The sequence below is a fragment of the Rubrivivax soli genome (genome assembly GCF_049810355.1).
Classification (GTDB): domain Bacteria; phylum Pseudomonadota; class Gammaproteobacteria; order Burkholderiales; family Burkholderiaceae_C; genus Rubrivivax.
In genome coordinates this window covers 1,988,760-2,004,960 of record NZ_CP187368.1, presented here as the reverse complement: position 1 = coordinate 2,004,960, position 16,201 = coordinate 1,988,760, and the positions used below count along the sequence as shown (strand labels likewise).

Annotated in this window: 13 protein-coding genes; 9 read left to right on the top strand and 4 right to left on the bottom strand. The window is 71.6% G+C overall.

Going from position 1 to position 16,201, the window contains the following annotated elements; genetic code table 11:
• The first annotated feature begins 150 nt into the window (after positions 1–150).
• From tssK to ACPOLB_RS09155, 7 genes are all read left to right on the top strand, one after another.
• Complete coding sequence (gene tssK, locus ACPOLB_RS09185) at positions 151–1,488, top strand: type VI secretion system baseplate subunit TssK (protein ID WP_425261033.1); 1,338 nt, start codon at positions 151–153, stop codon at positions 1,486–1,488.
• Between the two features lie 27 nt (positions 1,489–1,515).
• Positions 1,516–2,862, top strand: coding sequence for a DotU family type VI secretion system protein (locus tag ACPOLB_RS09180; RefSeq protein ID WP_425261032.1), 1,347 nt, complete (start codon positions 1,516–1,518; stop codon positions 2,860–2,862).
• Between the two features lie 18 nt (positions 2,863–2,880).
• Complete coding sequence (gene tssM, locus ACPOLB_RS09175) at positions 2,881–6,378, top strand: type VI secretion system membrane subunit TssM (protein WP_425261031.1); 3,498 nt, start codon at positions 2,881–2,883, stop codon at positions 6,376–6,378.
• A complete protein-coding gene (tagF, locus tag ACPOLB_RS09170; RefSeq protein ID WP_425261029.1) occupies positions 6,375–7,076 on the top strand; it encodes a type VI secretion system-associated protein TagF in 702 nt (233 codons plus the stop codon). The genes tssM and tagF overlap by 4 nt, the downstream gene beginning before the upstream one ends.
• A gap of 6 nt (positions 7,077–7,082) precedes the next feature.
• Positions 7,083–9,050 (top strand): serine/threonine protein kinase, encoded by a 1,968-nt coding sequence (locus tag ACPOLB_RS09165; protein ID WP_425261028.1) that lies wholly within the window; start codon positions 7,083–7,085, stop codon positions 9,048–9,050.
• Positions 9,047–9,610, top strand: a complete 564-nt coding sequence (gene greB / locus ACPOLB_RS09160; RefSeq protein ID WP_425261027.1) for a transcription elongation factor GreB — start codon at positions 9,047–9,049, stop codon at positions 9,608–9,610. Before ACPOLB_RS09165 ends, greB begins: the two co-directional genes overlap by 4 nt.
• A 196-nt stretch (positions 9,611–9,806) precedes the next feature.
• Positions 9,807–10,556: an MHYT domain-containing protein gene (locus ACPOLB_RS09155; RefSeq protein ID WP_425261026.1), complete on the top strand. Its 750-nt coding sequence runs from the start codon at positions 9,807–9,809 to the stop codon at positions 10,554–10,556.
• A gap of 12 nt (positions 10,557–10,568) precedes the next feature.
• On the opposite strand, the gene ACPOLB_RS09150 is transcribed toward ACPOLB_RS09155, so the two are convergent.
• The 4 genes from ACPOLB_RS09150 to ACPOLB_RS09135 form a co-directional block, all read right to left on the bottom strand.
• Entirely contained in the window at positions 10,569–12,854 is a 2,286-nt protein-coding gene (locus tag ACPOLB_RS09150; protein WP_425261025.1) for a RelA/SpoT family protein, read from the bottom strand.
• A gap of 101 nt (positions 12,855–12,955) precedes the next feature.
• Complete coding sequence (gene rpoZ, locus ACPOLB_RS09145; protein ID WP_425261023.1) at positions 12,956–13,159, bottom strand: DNA-directed RNA polymerase subunit omega; 204 nt, start codon at positions 13,157–13,159, stop codon at positions 12,956–12,958.
• Between the two features lie 18 nt (positions 13,160–13,177).
• The gene (gene gmk, locus ACPOLB_RS09140; protein WP_425261022.1) at positions 13,178–13,798 is read right to left on the bottom strand and encodes a guanylate kinase; all 621 of its coding nucleotides are present in this window, start codon (positions 13,796–13,798) and stop codon (positions 13,178–13,180) included.
• 32 nt (positions 13,799–13,830) lie between these two features.
• Entirely contained in the window at positions 13,831–14,007 is a 177-nt protein-coding gene (locus ACPOLB_RS09135) for a hypothetical protein (RefSeq protein WP_425261021.1), read from the bottom strand.
• A gap of 151 nt (positions 14,008–14,158) precedes the next feature.
• On the opposite strand from ACPOLB_RS09135, the gene ACPOLB_RS09130 reads away from it, so the two are divergent.
• A complete protein-coding gene (locus ACPOLB_RS09130; RefSeq protein ID WP_425261020.1) occupies positions 14,159–14,845 on the top strand; it encodes a heavy metal response regulator transcription factor in 687 nt (228 codons plus the stop codon).
• A complete protein-coding gene (locus ACPOLB_RS09125; RefSeq protein WP_425261019.1) occupies positions 14,842–16,200 on the top strand; it encodes a heavy metal sensor histidine kinase in 1,359 nt (452 codons plus the stop codon). Before ACPOLB_RS09130 ends, ACPOLB_RS09125 begins: the two co-directional genes overlap by 4 nt.
• Position 16,201: the final 1 nt, after the last annotated feature.

Genomic DNA, 16,201 nt, shown 5'->3' with positions numbered 1-16,201 from the left:
CACGCGCCGCGGCGTTGCGGCGTGACGCGCGCAGCGCGCCCGTGTATCGTTCGCCGCTGTCCTTGCCGGGCCGCGGGGCCCGCGCGTCGGCCTTCGGCCCTCCGCCGGGCCCGCCGTGGAACACCGAGAACCAGGAATCGAGCCGCACTGATGACTTGGCACAACAAGGTCCTGTGGACGGAGGGCATGTTCCTCCAACCGCAGCATTTCCAGCAGCAGGACAGATACGTCGCGCGCCAGCTCGAAGGCCGCCTCAGTGCCGCCGGCCCCTGGCCCTGGGGCCTGGTGTCCCTGCAGGTGGACGAACCCGCGCTGCTGCAGGGCCGCGTGGCCATCAGCGGCGCGCGTGGTGTGCTGCCCGACGGCGTCGCCTTCTCGGTGCCGGGCGACGACCCCGCGCCGCTGGCCTTCGAGGTGCCTGCCGACGTGCGCGACCAGGTCGTCGTGCTGGCGGTGCCGCTGGCGCGCCCGGGCGTGCCCGAGAGCGACATCGAGACCGCCGACGGCGCCATGCCGCCGCGCTTCCGTGCCAGCGACATCGACGTTGCCGACAGCCACGCCGCCAGCCTGCGAGAGGCGCCGCTGCAGATCGGCCGCCTGAACCTGCGCCTGCTGCTCGCGCGCGACGCCAACGAGGGCTACACGACGATCGGCGTGGCGCGCATCGTCGAGCGCCGCGCCGACGGCCGCGTGACGCTGGACCCGAACTACGTGCCGCCGATGCTGCACGCGCCCGGCCACGTGGTGCTCGACGGCTACCTGCGCGAGGTGCACGGCATGCTGTTCCAGCGCGGCGAGGCGCTTGCGGGTCGGCTGGTGCAGCCCGGGCGTGCCGGCATGGGCGAGATCCAGGACTTCCTGCTGCTGCAGGTGGTCAACCGCTTCCAGCCGCAGTTCGCGCACCTCCAGCGCCTGCCGGTGCTGCACCCCGAACGGCTCTACGACCTGTGCCTGGGCCTGGCCGGCGAGCTGGCCACGTTCCGCGATCCGCGGCGCCCGGTGGCCTACCCGGAGTACCGGCACGACGACCTCGCCACCTGCTTCCGCGCGGTGATGGCCGACCTGCGCCAGTCGCTGAGCATGGTGCTGGAGCAGACCGCGCTGCCGATCGACCTGCAGGACCGCAAGCACGGCGTGCGCGTGGCCATCATCGCCGACGTCGAACTGCAGCGCACCGCCAACTTCGTGCTGGCGGTGAATGCACACATGCCGGGCGACGCGCTGCGGGCGCGTTTTCCGACACAGGTGAAGATCGGCCCGGCCGAGCGCATCCGCGACCTCGTCAACCTGCAGCTGCCCGGCGTGACGCTGCGCGCGCTGCCGGTGGCGCCACGGCAGATCCCGTACCACGCCGGCTTCACCTACTTCGAACTGGAAACGCGCGGCAACGAGCTGTGGAAGCAGCTCGAGACCTCGGGCGGCCTGGCGATGCACATCGCCGGCGACTTCCCCGGCCTGGCGCTGGAGTTCTGGGCCATCCGCGGTTGACGACGCCGCAGCACCGGGCACTACACCATGAGTGAGCAGGATCCCAAGGACCCGTTTGCCGCCTTCGAGTCTGACCGCACCGTCATCAAGCCCAGCGCCGGCCGCGGGCCGCGGGCGGCGGCCGCACCGGCGGCCCCCGCCGCTGCAGCGCCGGCCACCGGCTGGGCGCCCGCGCCGCCGAGCGAAGCGGTCAGCGAACTGCCGGCCTACGCCAGCCTGAACCCGCTGGTGCAGGCCGCGGCGCCGCTGCTGACGGCCGCGCCGCGGCTGCGTGCGATGGTGCGCCACCCGAACCCGGCGGCGCTGCGTGCGTCGCTGGCCGAGTCGGTGAAGCGCTTCGAGGCGGCGGCACGCGCGCAGAACCTGCCGAACGAGCAGATCGTTGCCGCCCGCTACGTGCTGTGCACGCTGCTCGACGAGTCCGCCAGCAGCACGCCCTGGGGCAGCAGCGGCGCCTGGTCGTCGCAGAGCCTGCTGGTGCAGTTCCACAACGAGGGCTGGGGTGGCGAGAAGGTGTTCCAGCTGCTGACGCGGCTGGCGCAGCAGCCCGAGCAGCACCGCAACCTGCTCGAGCTGGTGTGGGTGGCGCTGTCGCTGGGCTTCGAGGGCCGCTACAAGGTGCTCGACAACGGCCGTGCGCAGCTCGACAGCGTGCGCGAGAGGCTGGCGCAGATGCTGCGCCAGCAGCAGGGCGCCCCCGAGAAGGCCTTGTCCACGCAGTGGCAGGGCGTGGCCGCAGCGCCGCCCCGGCTGCGCGACGGCGTGCCGATGTGGGTGGTGGCCGCGGGCGCGGCGCTGCTGCTGATGCTGGTTTTCGTGGTGCTGCGCTTTTCGCTGAACGCGCAGACCGACACCACCTTCAACGCGCTGCAGGCGCTGGGCGCGAAGGTCGCGGTGCCGCCGCCCGCACCGCCGCCGGCCGTGCCGCCGCCCCCGCCGCCGCCGCGCCTGGCGCAACTGCTGAAGAGCGACATCGACGCTGGTGTCGTGCAGGTGCAGGACCTGGCCGACCGCAGCATGGTCACGCTGCGCGGCGACACGCTGTTCGCCCCCGGCAGTGCCGACGTGGCGACCAAGGCGCTGCCGCTGTTCGAGCGCATCGCCGCGGCGCTGAACCAGGTGCCGGGCCACGTGCTCGTCAGCGGCCACAGCGACAACCAGCCGATCCGCTCGCTGCGCTACCCGTCGAACTGGCACCTGTCGAAGGACCGCGCCGCCAGCGTGCGCGGCCTGCTGGCGGCCACCGTCAAGCCCGAGCGGCTGAGCGCCGAAGGCCGCGCCGACACCGAACCGGTGGCCGACAACGGCAGCGCCGAAGGCCGCGCCCGCAACCGCCGCGTGGAGATCACGCTGTCGGTGGCCGCGCCGAACTGAACGCCGGAGCCCCGCGCGATGAAACGTTTCCTGCAGTGGTTGCTGAGCCCGTTGGTGGTCGGCACGATCGGCCTGCTGGCCTTGTCGGCGATCGTCTGGTGGGTCGGCCCCATCGTCGCCATCGGCAGCGCGCGCCCGCTGGACCCGCTGGCCGTGCGCATCACCGTGCTGGTGCTGCTGTGGGCACTGTGGATCGGCTGGCAGGGCTGGAAGGCCTGGAAGCGCCGCAAGACCAACGCCGCGCTGCTGGCCGGGCTGGCCGCGGGGCCTTCGGCCGCGACGAAGGAAGCGCAGGTGCTGGCGCAGCGCTTCAACGACGCCGTGGCGCGGCTGAAGGCCAGCGGCGGCAAGGGCTCGCTGCTCGGCGGCGGCCAGTTCCTGTACGAGCTGCCCTGGTACATCTTCATCGGCGCGCCGGGCTCGGGCAAGACCACGGCGCTGATGAACGCCGGCCTGCAGTTCCTGCTGGGCGACGCGGCCAAGGGTGCGGTGCAGGGCGTGGGCGGCACGCGCAACTGCGAGTGGTGGTTCACGCAGGATGCGGTGCTGATCGACACTGCCGGTCGCTACGCCACGCAGGAAAGCGACCGCGACGTCGACGCCAGCGCCTGGGACAACTTCCTCGCGCTGCTGAAGAAGACGCGCCCGCGCCAGCCCATCAACGGCGTGCTGCTCACCGTCAACATCCAGGACCTGCTGCAGCAAGGGGCCACAGAACGCCAGGAGCATGCCGCCAAGCTGCGCGCGCGGCTGCAGGAACTGCAGGGCAAGCTGGGTGTGCGCGCGCCGGTCTACGTGCTGGTCACCAAGGCCGACCTGATCGGCGGCTTCAACGAGAGCTTCGAGGCGCTGGGCAAGGAAGAGCGCGACCAGGTCTGGGGCTTCACCTTCGCACCCGACACGCCGCTGGACGACCCGCTGCGCGACTACGCCGGCCTGTACCAGCAGCTGCAGAAGCGGCTGGTCGAACAGCTCGTGGCGCGCATGGAAGCCGAGCGCGACGTGCTCCGGCGCAGCGCGATGTTCGCGTTCCCGCAGGAGTTCGCGGCGCTGCAGGCCGTGCTGGGCGACTTCCTGCGCCAGGTGTTCACGGGCGGGGGCACGCTGGAGACGGCACCGCGGGTGCGCGGCGTGTACTTCACGAGCGGCACCCAGGAAGGCTCGCCGATCGACCGCGTGATGGGCGCGCTGGGCCGTTCGTTCGGCATCGACGCACGCTCGGGGGCGGTGGCCGGCGGCAAGGGCAAGAGCTTCTTCCTGCACCGGCTGCTGAAGGACGTGGTCTTTGCCGAACGCGGGCTGGGGGTGGTCGACCCCGCGGCTGTGCGGCGGCGCCGCATCGTGCGTGCCGCAGTGGCGGCAGTGATCGCGCTCTTCAGCACCGCGGTGCTCGTGGGCTGGGCCGTCAGCCGCGCGCGCAACCTGGACCACGCGGCGCAGGTGGCCGAACGCGTGCCGCCGCTGCAGCAGGCGGTGGACGCGCTGCCGCCGGCGGCCACCGCCGACGTCACGCCGCTGCCGCTGGTGCTGGCGCAGGTGCGCGACGCCGCGCAGAGCGAGGCCTTCGACATCGCCGAGCCGCCGCTGCTGAACGGCCTGGGCCTGTACCAGGGCGAGAAGCTCGACGCCGCGGCGCAGCTGGCCTACGGGCGGCTGCTGGAAAAGACGCTGATGCCGCGCGTGGCGCGCCGGCTCGAGGAGCGGCTGCGCGCGGCCAACCGCGACAACCTCGAGAACGCCTACGAGGCGCTGAAGACCTACCTGATGCTGCACCTGCCCGAGCAGTTCGACGCGCCGACGCTGCGCGCCTGGGTGGCGCAGGACTGGGACGAGAACCTGGCGCGCATGGCGCCCGAGCAGCGGGCGCAGCTCGATGCCCACCTCGACGCGATGCTCGCGCTGGGCCCGCTGCGTGCGGTGCAGCCGCGCGACGACACGTTGGTCGCGGGCGTGCGCGAGATGCTGGCGGCCTATCCGCTGGAATACCGCGTCTACAGCCGCATCCGGCGCCAGTACCGGCCGGGTGAGATCCCCGACTTCACGGCCGCCGGCGCCGCGGGCCCCAACGCGGCCCAGGTCTTCCAGCGAGCCAGCGGCGAGCCGCTGACCAAGGGCCTGCCGGGCCTGTACACCAAGGCCGGCTACGAGAAGTTCGTGAAGCCGCTGGTCGGCAAGGCGACCGCCCAGCTGGCGAAGGAAGAGTCGTGGGTGCTCGGCTTCAAGGCCGACCCGGCGCGGCTGCAGGACGCGCTGGGCGGCAGCGCGCTCACCGACAAGGTCAAGCGCCTGTACTTCGAGGAGTACATCAAGACCTGGGACAAGTACATCGCCGACGTGCAGCTCGTGAAGCTCACGGGCCTGGACCGCAGCATGGCGGTGGCGCGCGCGTTGGGCGCGGTCGACTCGCCGCTGGCGGCCTGGCTGCGCGGCATCACCGAGCAGACGCGGCTGCTGCCGCCGCCGAAGGCGCCGGGCGCGCTGGACAAGCTGGCCGACAAGGCCGAGGCCAAGGTCGCCAAGATCGTCGGCGGCAGCGCCGACAGCGGCGAGCCGGTGGAGCGCATGGTCGACGACCACTTCGCGGCCATCCACCGCCAGGTCACCGGCACGCCGGCGCCGATCGACGACACGCTGAAGATGTTCAACGAGATCTACACGCAGCTGGCGGCGGTGGATGCGGCGCAGAAGAGCAAGACGCCGCCGCCGCCTGGTGGCGGCGGTGCGGCGATCAAGGCCGCCGCGGCGCAACTGCCCGATGCCGTGCGCGCCGTGGTCGAGCAGCTGGCCGACGCCGGCGCCAGCCAGAGCCGTGGTGCCGAGATCCAGGGCCTGTCGGCCGAGATGAAGCCGATCACCGAGTTCTGCGCCCGCGTGGTCAACAACCGCTACCCGTTTGCCAGCGGTTCGCGCGCCGACACGCCGCTGGAGGACTTCGGCCAGCTCTTCGGTGCCGGCGGCCTGCTCGACGACTTCTTCGCGCGCCGCCTGCAGCCGCTGGTGGACACCAGCACGCCGACCTGGAGCTACCGGCCGCTGGGCGACGGCAGCAAGCCGGTGGCGGCCGCGGCGCTGGCCGAGTTCCAGCGCGGTCAGCGCATCCGCGACGTCTTCTTCCGCAGCGGCGGCAAGGTGCCGTCGATGAAGGTCGAGATGCGCATCGCCGACATGGACCCGGCGCTGAAGGAGCTGGTGCTCGACATCGACGGGCAGGTGCAGAAGCTCACGTCGGGCGGACCGCCGATCAGCATCAGCTGGCCGAGCCAGCGGCTGGCGTCGCAGATCAAGCTCACCACCGGCCTGGGCAACGCCGGTCCGCTGGTGATGTTCGAGGGGCCCTGGGCGCTGTTCCGGCTGATCGACCGCTTCGAGGTGCAGCCCTCGGCCGTGCCCGAGCGCTTCATGCTGGTGATGAATCTGGACGGCCGGCGGGCGCGGGTGGACGTGATCACGTCCAGCGTGTTCAACCCCTTCCAGATGCGCGAGGTCAAGCAGTTCCGCTGCCCCACGGCGCTGTGAGCGAGGCAGTCCATCCCCCCGGCTGGCACGGCAAGCTGCCGTCGCTGGGGGACTTCGCCTCGCGGCGGCTGCAGGCGCCGTTTCTCGAGGCCTGGGACGGCTGGCTGGCCGCCGGCCTGCTGGCGCTGCGCGAGCGCGACCCCGGCGGCTGGCTCGATGCCTACCTCGCCAGCCCGAGCTGGCGCTTCCTGCTGATGCCCGGCGTGCTGCCGGGCGCGGCGGGCGAGCAGGGGTATGCCGGCGTGCTGATGCCCTCGGTCGACCGGGTGGGCCGCTACTTCCCGTTCACGATCGTGCAGCCGCTGGGCGACGCGCCGGTGTCGACGCAGCAGATGCGTGGCCTGTGGTTCTGGCTCGGCCGGCTCGACGAGCTGGCGGCCGAGGCGCTGCACGACGACTGGGACGTCGATCGCCTCGAATCCGAACTGGCGCGCATGGCCGGGCCCGACCTGGCCGCGCTGGCCCCGGTGGCCGGCCCCGGGCCGCTGGCGCCGGGCGCACTGGCGGCGGTGCAGCTGCCGCACGGTTGCGATGCGGCCCAGATGATCGGCGTCGAGGCACAGGCACTGTGGCGCGACAAGGCGCGGGGTCTGGCGTACTGGTTCGCCAGCACCGAACTCGTGGCGGGTTCCATGCGCGTGTCGCGCGGGCTGCCGGCCCCGGCGGCGATGGCGGCCCTGCTTGGGGTGACAATCTAGGCCAGCATGACGCCGCCCAACGACTCCGACGACGACGACCGCACCGTCATCCGGCCCGCCACGTCCATCGGCCGGACGCCGGCACCCGCGGGCCCGCCCGACATGGGCCGCACGATGGCGATCGGCGCGCCGGCGCCGTCACCGGCCGACGCCGACAACGGCAACGGCCTGCCCATCGGCACCTACCTCGGCGAGTTCGAACTGACGAAGATGGTGGGCGAGGGCGGCTTCGGCATCGTCTACATGGCCACCGACCACTCGCTGCAGCGCCGCGTGGCGCTGAAGGAGTACATGCCGTCGTCGCTGGCTTCGCGCACCACGGCCAGCAACGTGCAGGTCAAGAGCGAGCGCTACCGCGAGACCTTCGACGCCGGCATGAAGAGCTTCATCAACGAAGCCCGGCTGCTGGCCAGTTTCGACCACCCGTCCCTGGTGAAGGTCTACCGCTTCTGGGAAGCCAACGGCACCGCCTACATGGTGATGCCGTTCTATGAAGGGCAGACGCTCAAGGACATGCTGCGCGAGCTGCCCGGCCCTCCCGACGAGGCCTGGTTGCGCACGCTGCTGGCGCCGCTGACCGAGGCGCTGGCAGTGATCCACGCCGAACAGTGCTACCACCGCGACATCGCGCCCGACAACGTGATCCTGCTCGGCGGCAGCCACCAGCGCCCGCTGCTGCTGGACTTCGGTGCCGCGCGGCGCGTCATCGGCGACATGACGCAGGCGCTGACGGTGATCCTCAAGCCCGGCTATGCGCCGGTGGAGCAGTACGCCGAGATCCCGGGCATGAAGCAGGGGCCGTGGACCGACGTCTACGCGCTGGCCGCGGTGGTGTACTTCGCGATCATGGGCAAGACGCCGCCACCCTCGGTGGGCCGGCTGCTGAACGACACCTATGCGCCGCTGACCGAGGCGGCCTCGGGCCGCTACAGCCATGCCTTCCTGGCCGCGATCGACCGCGCGCTGGCGGTGCGGCCCGAAACGCGCACGCAGACCGTCACGCAGCTGCGCGAGGAACTCGGCCTGGGCGCGGTGCAGGCCTTCGACCCCTACACCACGCGGCCGCTGCCGACGTCGGCCGAGGTGCCGTCGCGCCCGGCCGCCGCGCAGCCGGTGGCCCCGCAGGCACCCGCGGCCGCAGCGCAGCCGGCGGCCCGGCCGGCGGCCGCCCCGCGCGCCGCCAACCTGTCCGACGCGGCGTCCGCACCGGCGGCCGCGGTGCCGGCAGCGAAGAGCAAGACCGGCCTGTTCATCGGCGTCGGCGCCGTGGCACTGGCCGTCGTCGGCTTCGGGGCCTACAGCGTGCTGGCGCCGGCGCCCCGGCCGGCGCCGGCCGTGGCGGCAGACGCGCCCGCGTCCCCAGGGCCGGCCAGCGCTGCCGTGGTGGCGGCAGCACCGGCCCCGGCGCCCGAGCCGGTGGCAGTGCCTGCGCCCGTCGCCCCGGCCGCCGGCGGCCTGGACCCGCTGCGCGAGTTCGAACGCGCCGTGCAGGCGCAGACCCCGGGCTTCGGCTTGCAGGCGGTGGCCGACAAGACCACGCTGCGCATCGGCCGCGACGAGATCGGCTTCACCGTCAACAGCGACCGCGACGGCTACCTGTACGTCTTTGCCAACGACGGCCACGGCACGCTGCTGCAGTTGCTGCCCAACACCGTCTCGGGCAGCGTACGCCTGCGGAAGGGCCAGCGCTACCACTTCCCCTCGGGTGACGGTGTCTACCTGCCGGTGGGCGAGCCGCCGGGCCCGGGGCAGCTGCTGGTGGTGGTGTCGGCGCGCCAGCGCGACCACACGGCGCTGCAGCCGCGCAAGGAAGGCTCGTGGCGGGTGTTCCCCGTGGGCGCCGCGGGGGCCGCCGGCCTGGCCGCGCACACCGGCAACCAGCCGCCCATCGTCGGCCGCGCCATCTGCCCGGCCAGCGGCAGCTGCGACGAGGACTTTGCCGCGGTGCTGCTGAAGGTCGACGTGGTGCAGTGAACAAGGCCTTCACGAAAGAGCCCGAGGGCGACGACGAGGACGACGGCATCCCGGGCCTGCCGCCGCTGCCGGCCGGCACCAGGAACTACCTCACGCCGCAGGGCTACAAGCGCCTGCGCGAGGAGCTGATGACGCTGCTGGACGTGGAGCGCCCGAAGATGGTGGAGACCGTCTCGTGGGCGGCCAAGAACGGCGACCGCAGCGAGAACGGCGACTACCTCTACGGCAAGAAGCGGCTGCGCGAGATCGACCGCCGCATCCGCTTCCTGACCAAGCGCCTGGACATCGCCGAGGTCGCCGACCCCGCCGTGCACCACGGCAGCGACCAGGTGTTCTTCGGCGCCACCGTCACCTATGCCAACAGCCGCGGCGAAGAACGCACCATCACGATCAAGGGCATCGACGAGGCCGACAACCTGCGTGGCGAGGTGTCGTGGGTGGCGCCCATCGCGCGTGCGCTGCTGAAGGCGCGCGAGGGCGACGCCGTGCAACTGATGACGCCGGGCGGGCTGGAGCAACTGGAGATCGTTGCCGTGCAGTACCCGGCACCGTCCGTCTGAGCCGCCGGCTGCGCGGCGCTGCGTGGTTCTGATCCTCGACCCTCAGTCCACGGCCACAGCGTTTCGCGTGCGGATCACTGCCAATTCCGCACGCCCGCGGACCGGCGTAGCACTCTGTTGCAATCCGCGGCTCTGATCTGTCCGGGCACGGGTTCGACATCGAACCGAGGTCGGGCGATCGCTGCCGGAGCCCGCCATGGAAGAAGTCTCGCCCAGCTACGACACCGCACTGGTGGTCGCGTCGTTCCTGATCTCGGCGCTGGGCGCGTATTGCGCGCTGGCCACGATGACGCTGGTGCGCGGCCGTGACGGCCGCGTCAGCAAGCTCAACGCGGCATTCGCCGGCCTGGCGCTCGGGGGCGTGGGCATCTGGTCGATGCACTTCCTCGGCATGATGGCCTGGGACATCGACGCGCCCACCGGCTACGAGCCGATGGAAACCGCCTTCTCGCTGCTGCTGGCCGTGGGTGCTTCGGTGATGGCGCTGGGCTACATGGCGGCCGGGCCGTTCACGGTGCGGCGCCTGCTGGTCGCCGGCCCCCTGGCCGGGCTGGGCGTGGCCGGCATGCACTTCGTCGGCATGGGGTCGATGCGCTTTGCCGGCACGCTGCAGTGGAACGCCGGCCTGGTGGTGCTGTCGGTCGTGATCGCCGTCGTCGCCGCCACGGCGGCGCTGTGGCTGGCCTTCGCGGTGCGCGGCCGCAACCGCCGGGTCGGCGCGGCCTTCGTGATGGCCGCTGCCGTGTCGCTGATGCACTACACCGGCATGGCCGCTGCCGACGTCTTCTGCAGCACCGGCGATCGCACGATCGGCCTGCCCGGCCTGCTGTACCGCAGCGACCTGATGACGATGGTGGTGTCGGTGGCGCTGGCGGTGGTGGCCATCATCGGCATCGATGTGTTCTTCCAGCGCGTGCTGCGCGCGACCGAGCAGCCGTCGCGCTGACGGGCGCCCGCCTCAGCCCGGCTTGAAGCGCCAGACCCGCAGCACCACCGGCGCGCGGCGCAGCGTGCGCAGCACGTCGGCCAGGTGCAGGCGGTCGCGCACGCTGATCAGCAGGCGCAATTCGGTCGTCTCGTCGGCGGGCTCGGCGCCCATGTCGAGGTGGCGGATGTCGGCTTCGGCCGCCGACACCGCGGCAGCCACCTGGGCCAGCACGCCCTTGCCGTTGTTCACCAGGGCCACGATGCTGGTCTCGAAGGCACGGCTCAGTTCCTCGGCCCATTCCACCTGCATCCAGCGCTCGCTGTCGCGCTCCTTCAGCCGCTTGCCCGTCTGGCACTCGGCAGTGTGCACGACCAGCCCTTCGCCCCGGCCCAGGTAGCCCACGATCTGGTCGCCGGGGATGGGTCTGCAGCAGGTGGCCATCTGCACGCTGGCGCCTTCGCTGCCGTCGACGAAGACCACGCCTTGCGTCGGCGCGGAGTCGTCCTGGCCGTAGCGGCCGAGCGTCAGCGTCACGGCGTCGGGCTTGCTGCCATGCTCCACGAGCAGCTGCGCCAGCCGCTTGGCCACGATGGTGGCGATCTTCCGGCCCAGGCCGATGTCGATCAGCAGCTCGCCGCGGTGGCGGTTGCCGCTCCAGCGCGTGAGCTGCTGCCACAGGGCCGTGGCCTCGGCATCGGTGGGGTCGGCCGAGGGCGGCTGCAGGCCTTCGGCACGCAGCGCCTGCGCCAGCAGCTTCTCGCCCAGCGCACGCGACTCCTCGGCCTCCATGTTCTTCAGGTAGTGGCGGATCTTCGACCGCGCCCGCCCGGTGCGCACCATGTTCAGCCAGCCCGGGTTGGGCCGGGCCCCCGGAGCGGTGAGCACTTCCACGACATCGCCGCTGCGCAGCTCGGTGCGCAGCGCCACCGGCTCGCCGTTGACCTTGGCCGCCACCATGTGGTCGCCGACGTCGGAGTGGATCGCATAGGCGAAGTCCACCGGCGTGGCGCCGCGCGGCAGCGCCAGGATCTTGCTGCGTGGCGTGAAGACGTAGACCGCGTCGGGGTAGAGGTCGATCTTCACGTGCTCGAGGAACTCGGCCGCGTCGCGCGTCTCGTCCTGGATGTCGACCAGGCTCTGCAGCCACATCGCACCCATGCGCTGCGCGTCGGCGCTGCCTGCGCCGTGCTTGTCGCCGACCTTGTAGAGCCAGTGCGCGGCGATGCCCTTCTCGGCCACAGCGTGCATGTCGTCGGTGCGCACCTGGAATTCCACCGCCGTGCCCAGCGGGCTGACGAGCGTGGTGTGCAGGCTCTGGTAGCCGTTGGCCTTCGGGATCGCGATGTAGTCCTTGAAGCGCCCGGGCACCGGCTTGTACAGCTGGTGCAGCACGCCGATGGCCAGATAGCACTCGGGCAGCGTGCCCACGACGATGCGGAAGCCGAAGATGTCGTTCACCTGCGCGAAGCCGGCGTGCTTCTCGCGCATCTTGCGGTAGATGGAGTAGACGGTCTTCTCGCGCCCGCTGACGCCGACCTTGATCTTCTGCTGCGCGAAGGCCTTCTCGACGTCGGTCTGCACGCGGTCGACGATGTCGCGGCGGTGGCCGCGGGCCCGCTGCACGGCCTTGGCCAGCGCCGCGTGGCGCCAGGGGTGCAGGTGCTCGAAGGCCAGTTCCTGCAGCTCGCGGTAGGTCTGGTTCAGGCCCAGGCGGTGGGCGATGGGCGCGTAGATCTCCAGCGTCTCGCGGGCGATGCGCTGGCGCTTGGCCGGGGCCATCGCGTCCATCGTGCGCATGTTGTGCAGGCGGTCGGCCAGCTTGATCAGGATGACCCGCACGTCGCGCGCCATCGCCAGCAGCATCTTGCGGAACGACTCGGCCTGGCTTTCTTCGCGCGTGCTGAAGTGCAGCTTGTCGAGCTTGGTGAGGCCGTCGACGAGGTCGGCGGTGGGCGCGCCGAACTTCTGGATCAGCTCGGTCTTCGTGACGCCCTGGTCCTCGATCGTGTCGTGCATCAGCGCGGCCATGATGGCCTGCACGTCGAGCTTCCAGTCGGCGCACAGGCCGGCCACCGCGATCGGGTGGGTGATGTAGGGCAGGCCGCTGGCGCGCATCTGGCCCAGGTGGGCCTCGTCGGCGAACTTGTAGGCCTCGCGCACCAGTTTCTGGTCGGCCTTGCTGAGGTAGCCCAGCTTCTCGGTCAGCGCCGCGAACGACGCGGCCTCCGCGACCGGCCCGGCGGGCGCTTCGGCAGCGCGCTGCCGGCCCTGCAGGGCAGCGGGCAGCAGTTCGGCAGCCAGAGAGCGGATCCCCATGTGCCGTAATCTAGCGGAGATTGCCCGCGGCACCGGCGCAGCGGGTCATGAAAGACGAAGGGCGCCCGAGGGCGCCCTTGCGGTTCAGCGGCAGTGCCGCGTCAGACCGGCACCTTGCGCAGCATCTCCAGGCCGACTTCGCCGGCGGCGATCTCGCGCAGCGCGGTCACGCCCGGCTTGTTCTTGCTCTCGATCTTCGGGGCGTGGCCCTGACTCAGCATGCGTGCGCGGTACGTGGCGGCCAACACCAGCTGGAAGCGGTTCGGGATCTTGTTCAGGCAGTCTTCGACGGTGATGCGGGCCATGGCGGAATCCTTGGTGGATCAGAGCAGATCAAGGGCAGCGAACACCTGCGAACGGTTGCGGCACTGGGCCGCGTACTTCAGGCGCTGCGAGTGGACGACGGTCTTCAGGTCGAAGAGCGCGGTCTCGAACAACTGGTTGATTATAACGAAGTCGAAGTGCCGGGCCTGCGCCACTTCCTCACGCGCATTGGCCATGCGCACCGCGATCACGTCGGGGCCGTCCTCGCCGCGGCGCTGCAGCCGCTGCTGCAGTTCGGCCCAGCTCGGCGGCAGGATGAAGATCAGCACCGCGTGCGGGAAGATCTTCTTGATCTGCAGCGCGCCCTGCCAGTCGATCTCGAGCACCACGTCCTCGCCGCGCATCAGGCGTTCTTCGATCGCCTTGCGGCTGGTGCCGTAGAGGTTGCCGTGCACCTCGGCCCACTCGAAGAACTCGCCGCGCTCGACCATCGCGCGGAACTCGGGCACGCCGACGAACCAGTACTCGCGGCCATGCTGTTCCTGGCCCCGGGGCGCCCGCGTGGTGTGCGAGACCGACACCGCCAGGTGCGAGTCCAGCTCCAGCAGCGCCTTCACGAGGCTGGACTTGCCGGCGCCGCTGGGCGCGGCGACGACGATGAGGTTGCCGGGTGTGTCCATCGGCCGGCATTTTAGGTGCCGGCCCGGGCGGCTTACTCGCCGCGGGCGCGGCGCTGCGGGGCCGGCCGCACCGGCACGGGCACCGGCAGGCGCTGCAGGTCGGCGCCGGGGAAGGCCATCAGCGCCGTGGCGCGGCCCACGGACTCGAAACGCCGCTGGGCGCGCACCAGCATCGCGGCAAAGGTCACGGGGGGCTTGCGTGTGTCCATGTGGGTCTCCCGAAGAGGTTGCGTTGGATGCCAGTGTCGGCAACGCAGCGAACCGAAAGCGCTCACGCAGATGACAAATTCGTAATGCGCGGACCGCGTCAGAAGTGCGACCATTGCGCCCTGTTGCAACTGCCTGCCGCTGTCTCCTGCCGTGCGCCTGCTCGTCGTCGAAGATGAACCCAAGCTGGCCCAGTACCTGCACAAGGGCCTGAGCGAGAACGGCCATGTGGTCGACGTGGTGCACGACGGCATCGAAGGTCGGCGGCTGGCCACGGGCGGCGACTACGACCTCGTGCTGCTCGACCTGATGCTGCCCGGGGTGGACGGCTTCGGCGTGCTCACCGCGCTGCGTGCGCAGAGCCGCTACACCCCGGTGCTGATGCTGACCGCCCGCGACAAGGTCGAAGACCGTGTGCGCGGCCTGGAGCAGGGCGCCGATGACTACCTCGTCAAGCCGTTTGCGTTCAGCGAGCTGCTGGCGCGCGTGGGCGCACTGCTGCGCCGCGGCGCACCCGGCGGCGCGCAGGCCACCACGCAGCTGCGCCTGGCCGACCTCGAAGTGGACCTGCTCGCGCGCAAGGCGCAGCGCGCGCAGCAGCGGCTGGACCTGACCGCCAAGGAATTCAGCCTGCTGGCGCTGCTGCTGCGCCGGCGCGGGCAGATCCTGTCGCGCACGACGCTGGCCGAGCAGGTGTGGGACATGAACTTCGACTCCGACACCAACGTCGTCGAGGTCGCGGTGCGCCGCCTGCGCGCCAAGCTCGACGACCCCTTCCCGGCGAAGCTGCTGCACACCGTGCGCGGCATGGGCTACGTGCTCGAGGAGCGCGACGCGTGAAGCCGCTGCCCGACTGCACGCCGTGCGCGCCGTCCATCAGCAAGCGGCTGGCGCACACGCTGGCCCTGCTGATGCTGGCCGGCCTGGGCGTGGCCAGCGTCATCATCTTCATGGCCACCTCGATGCGCCTGAAGGAATCCCAGCAGGACGCGCTGGCCGACAAGACGCAGGTGCTGCGCGAGTTCATCGCCGTGGCCTGCAGCAAGGGCGAGGACGAGCTGCTGCACAAGCTGACGCTGTTCGAGCCGGTGCGCGCCGGCACGCAGCTGACGCTGACGCGTGGCGACGGCTCGGCGCTGTTCAGCGACGCGCGCGACCCCGGTGCGCGCTTCCTGATCGGCCGCGACTTCGTGGTGCCGGCGCCCGAGATCGCCGGGGGCGCGGTGCGCGGCCGGCTCGAGATCGACGTCACGCACGACACGCGCATGCTCAAGGGCCTGGCGCTGACGTTGCTGCTGGCCACGCTGGTCTGCGCCACGCTCACCGGCATGGGCATGCGCTGGCTGGTGCAGCGGCAGTTGCGCCCGCTGGCGGCGCTGGCGGCGCAGACCCGCGCCATCTCGCCGCAGCGGCTCGACCAGCGCCTGCAGCTCGACCGCCCGGCCGAGGAGCTGCTGCCGTGGATCACGCAGTTCAACGCGCTGATGGGCCGCCTCGAGCGCGCCTATGCGCAGCTCGAAGGCTTCAACGCCGACGTCGCGCACGAGCTGCGCACGCCGCTGGCCAACCTGATCGGCCAGACCGAGGTGGCGCTGTCGCGCGAGCGCTCGGTCGATTCGCTGCGCGACACGCTGGTCAGCAACCTCGAAGAGATGCAGCGGCTGTCGGCGATGGTCAACGACATGCTGTTCCTCAGCCACGCCGACCGCGGTGCGGTGGCGCGGCGTGGTGCGCCGGTCAGCCTGGCCGACCTGGCGCAGCAGGTGGTCGAGTTCCACGAGGCGCCGCTGGAAGAAGCCGGCCTGACGCTGCGCGTGGAGGGTGACGCGGAACTGCCGGTGGACGAGTCGCTGTTCAAGCGCGCGCTGTCCAACCTGCTGGGCAACGCCACGCGCTTCGCGCGGCCGGGCTCCACGGTGCTGGTGCGCATCGCCCCCGTGCCCGACGGCGAGGCGCACGACCACGTGCAGGTGCTGGTGCAGAACGAAGGCGAGCCGATCGACGCCCAATCGCTGCCGCGGCTGTTCGACCGCTTCTTCCGCGCCGATGCCGCGCGCCACTGCCCGCACGACACCCAGCACCACGGGCTGGGCCTGGCCATCGTGGCCGCCATCGCGCGCATGCACGCCGGGCGCACGCTGGCCGAAAGCCAGGGCGGCGTCACGCGCGTGGGCTTCACGCTCGCGGCGGCCTGAG

What these genes read in the sequence shown, in the direction of transcription:
- ACPOLB_RS09135 (WP_425261021.1), bottom strand. Translation starts at nt 14,007, where the DNA reads ATGGACACACGCAAGCCCCCCGTGACCTTTGCCGCGATGCTGGTGCGC.
- ACPOLB_RS09165 (WP_425261028.1), top strand. Translation starts at nt 7,083, where the DNA reads ATGACGCCGCCCAACGACTCCGACGACGACGACCGCACCGTCATCCGG.
- ACPOLB_RS09150 (WP_425261025.1), bottom strand. Translation starts at nt 12,854, where the DNA reads ATGGGGATCCGCTCTCTGGCTGCCGAACTGCTGCCCGCTGCCCTGCAG.
- tssK (WP_425261033.1), top strand. Translation starts at nt 151, where the DNA reads ATGACTTGGCACAACAAGGTCCTGTGGACGGAGGGCATGTTCCTCCAA.
- ACPOLB_RS09155 (WP_425261026.1), top strand. Translation starts at nt 9,807, where the DNA reads ATGGAAGAAGTCTCGCCCAGCTACGACACCGCACTGGTGGTCGCGTCG.
- gmk (WP_425261022.1), bottom strand. Translation starts at nt 13,798, where the DNA reads ATGGACACACCCGGCAACCTCATCGTCGTCGCCGCGCCCAGCGGCGCC.
- rpoZ (WP_425261023.1), bottom strand. Translation starts at nt 13,159, where the DNA reads ATGGCCCGCATCACCGTCGAAGACTGCCTGAACAAGATCCCGAACCGC.
- tssM (WP_425261031.1), top strand. Translation starts at nt 2,881, where the DNA reads ATGAAACGTTTCCTGCAGTGGTTGCTGAGCCCGTTGGTGGTCGGCACG.
- ACPOLB_RS09180 (WP_425261032.1), top strand. Translation starts at nt 1,516, where the DNA reads ATGAGTGAGCAGGATCCCAAGGACCCGTTTGCCGCCTTCGAGTCTGAC.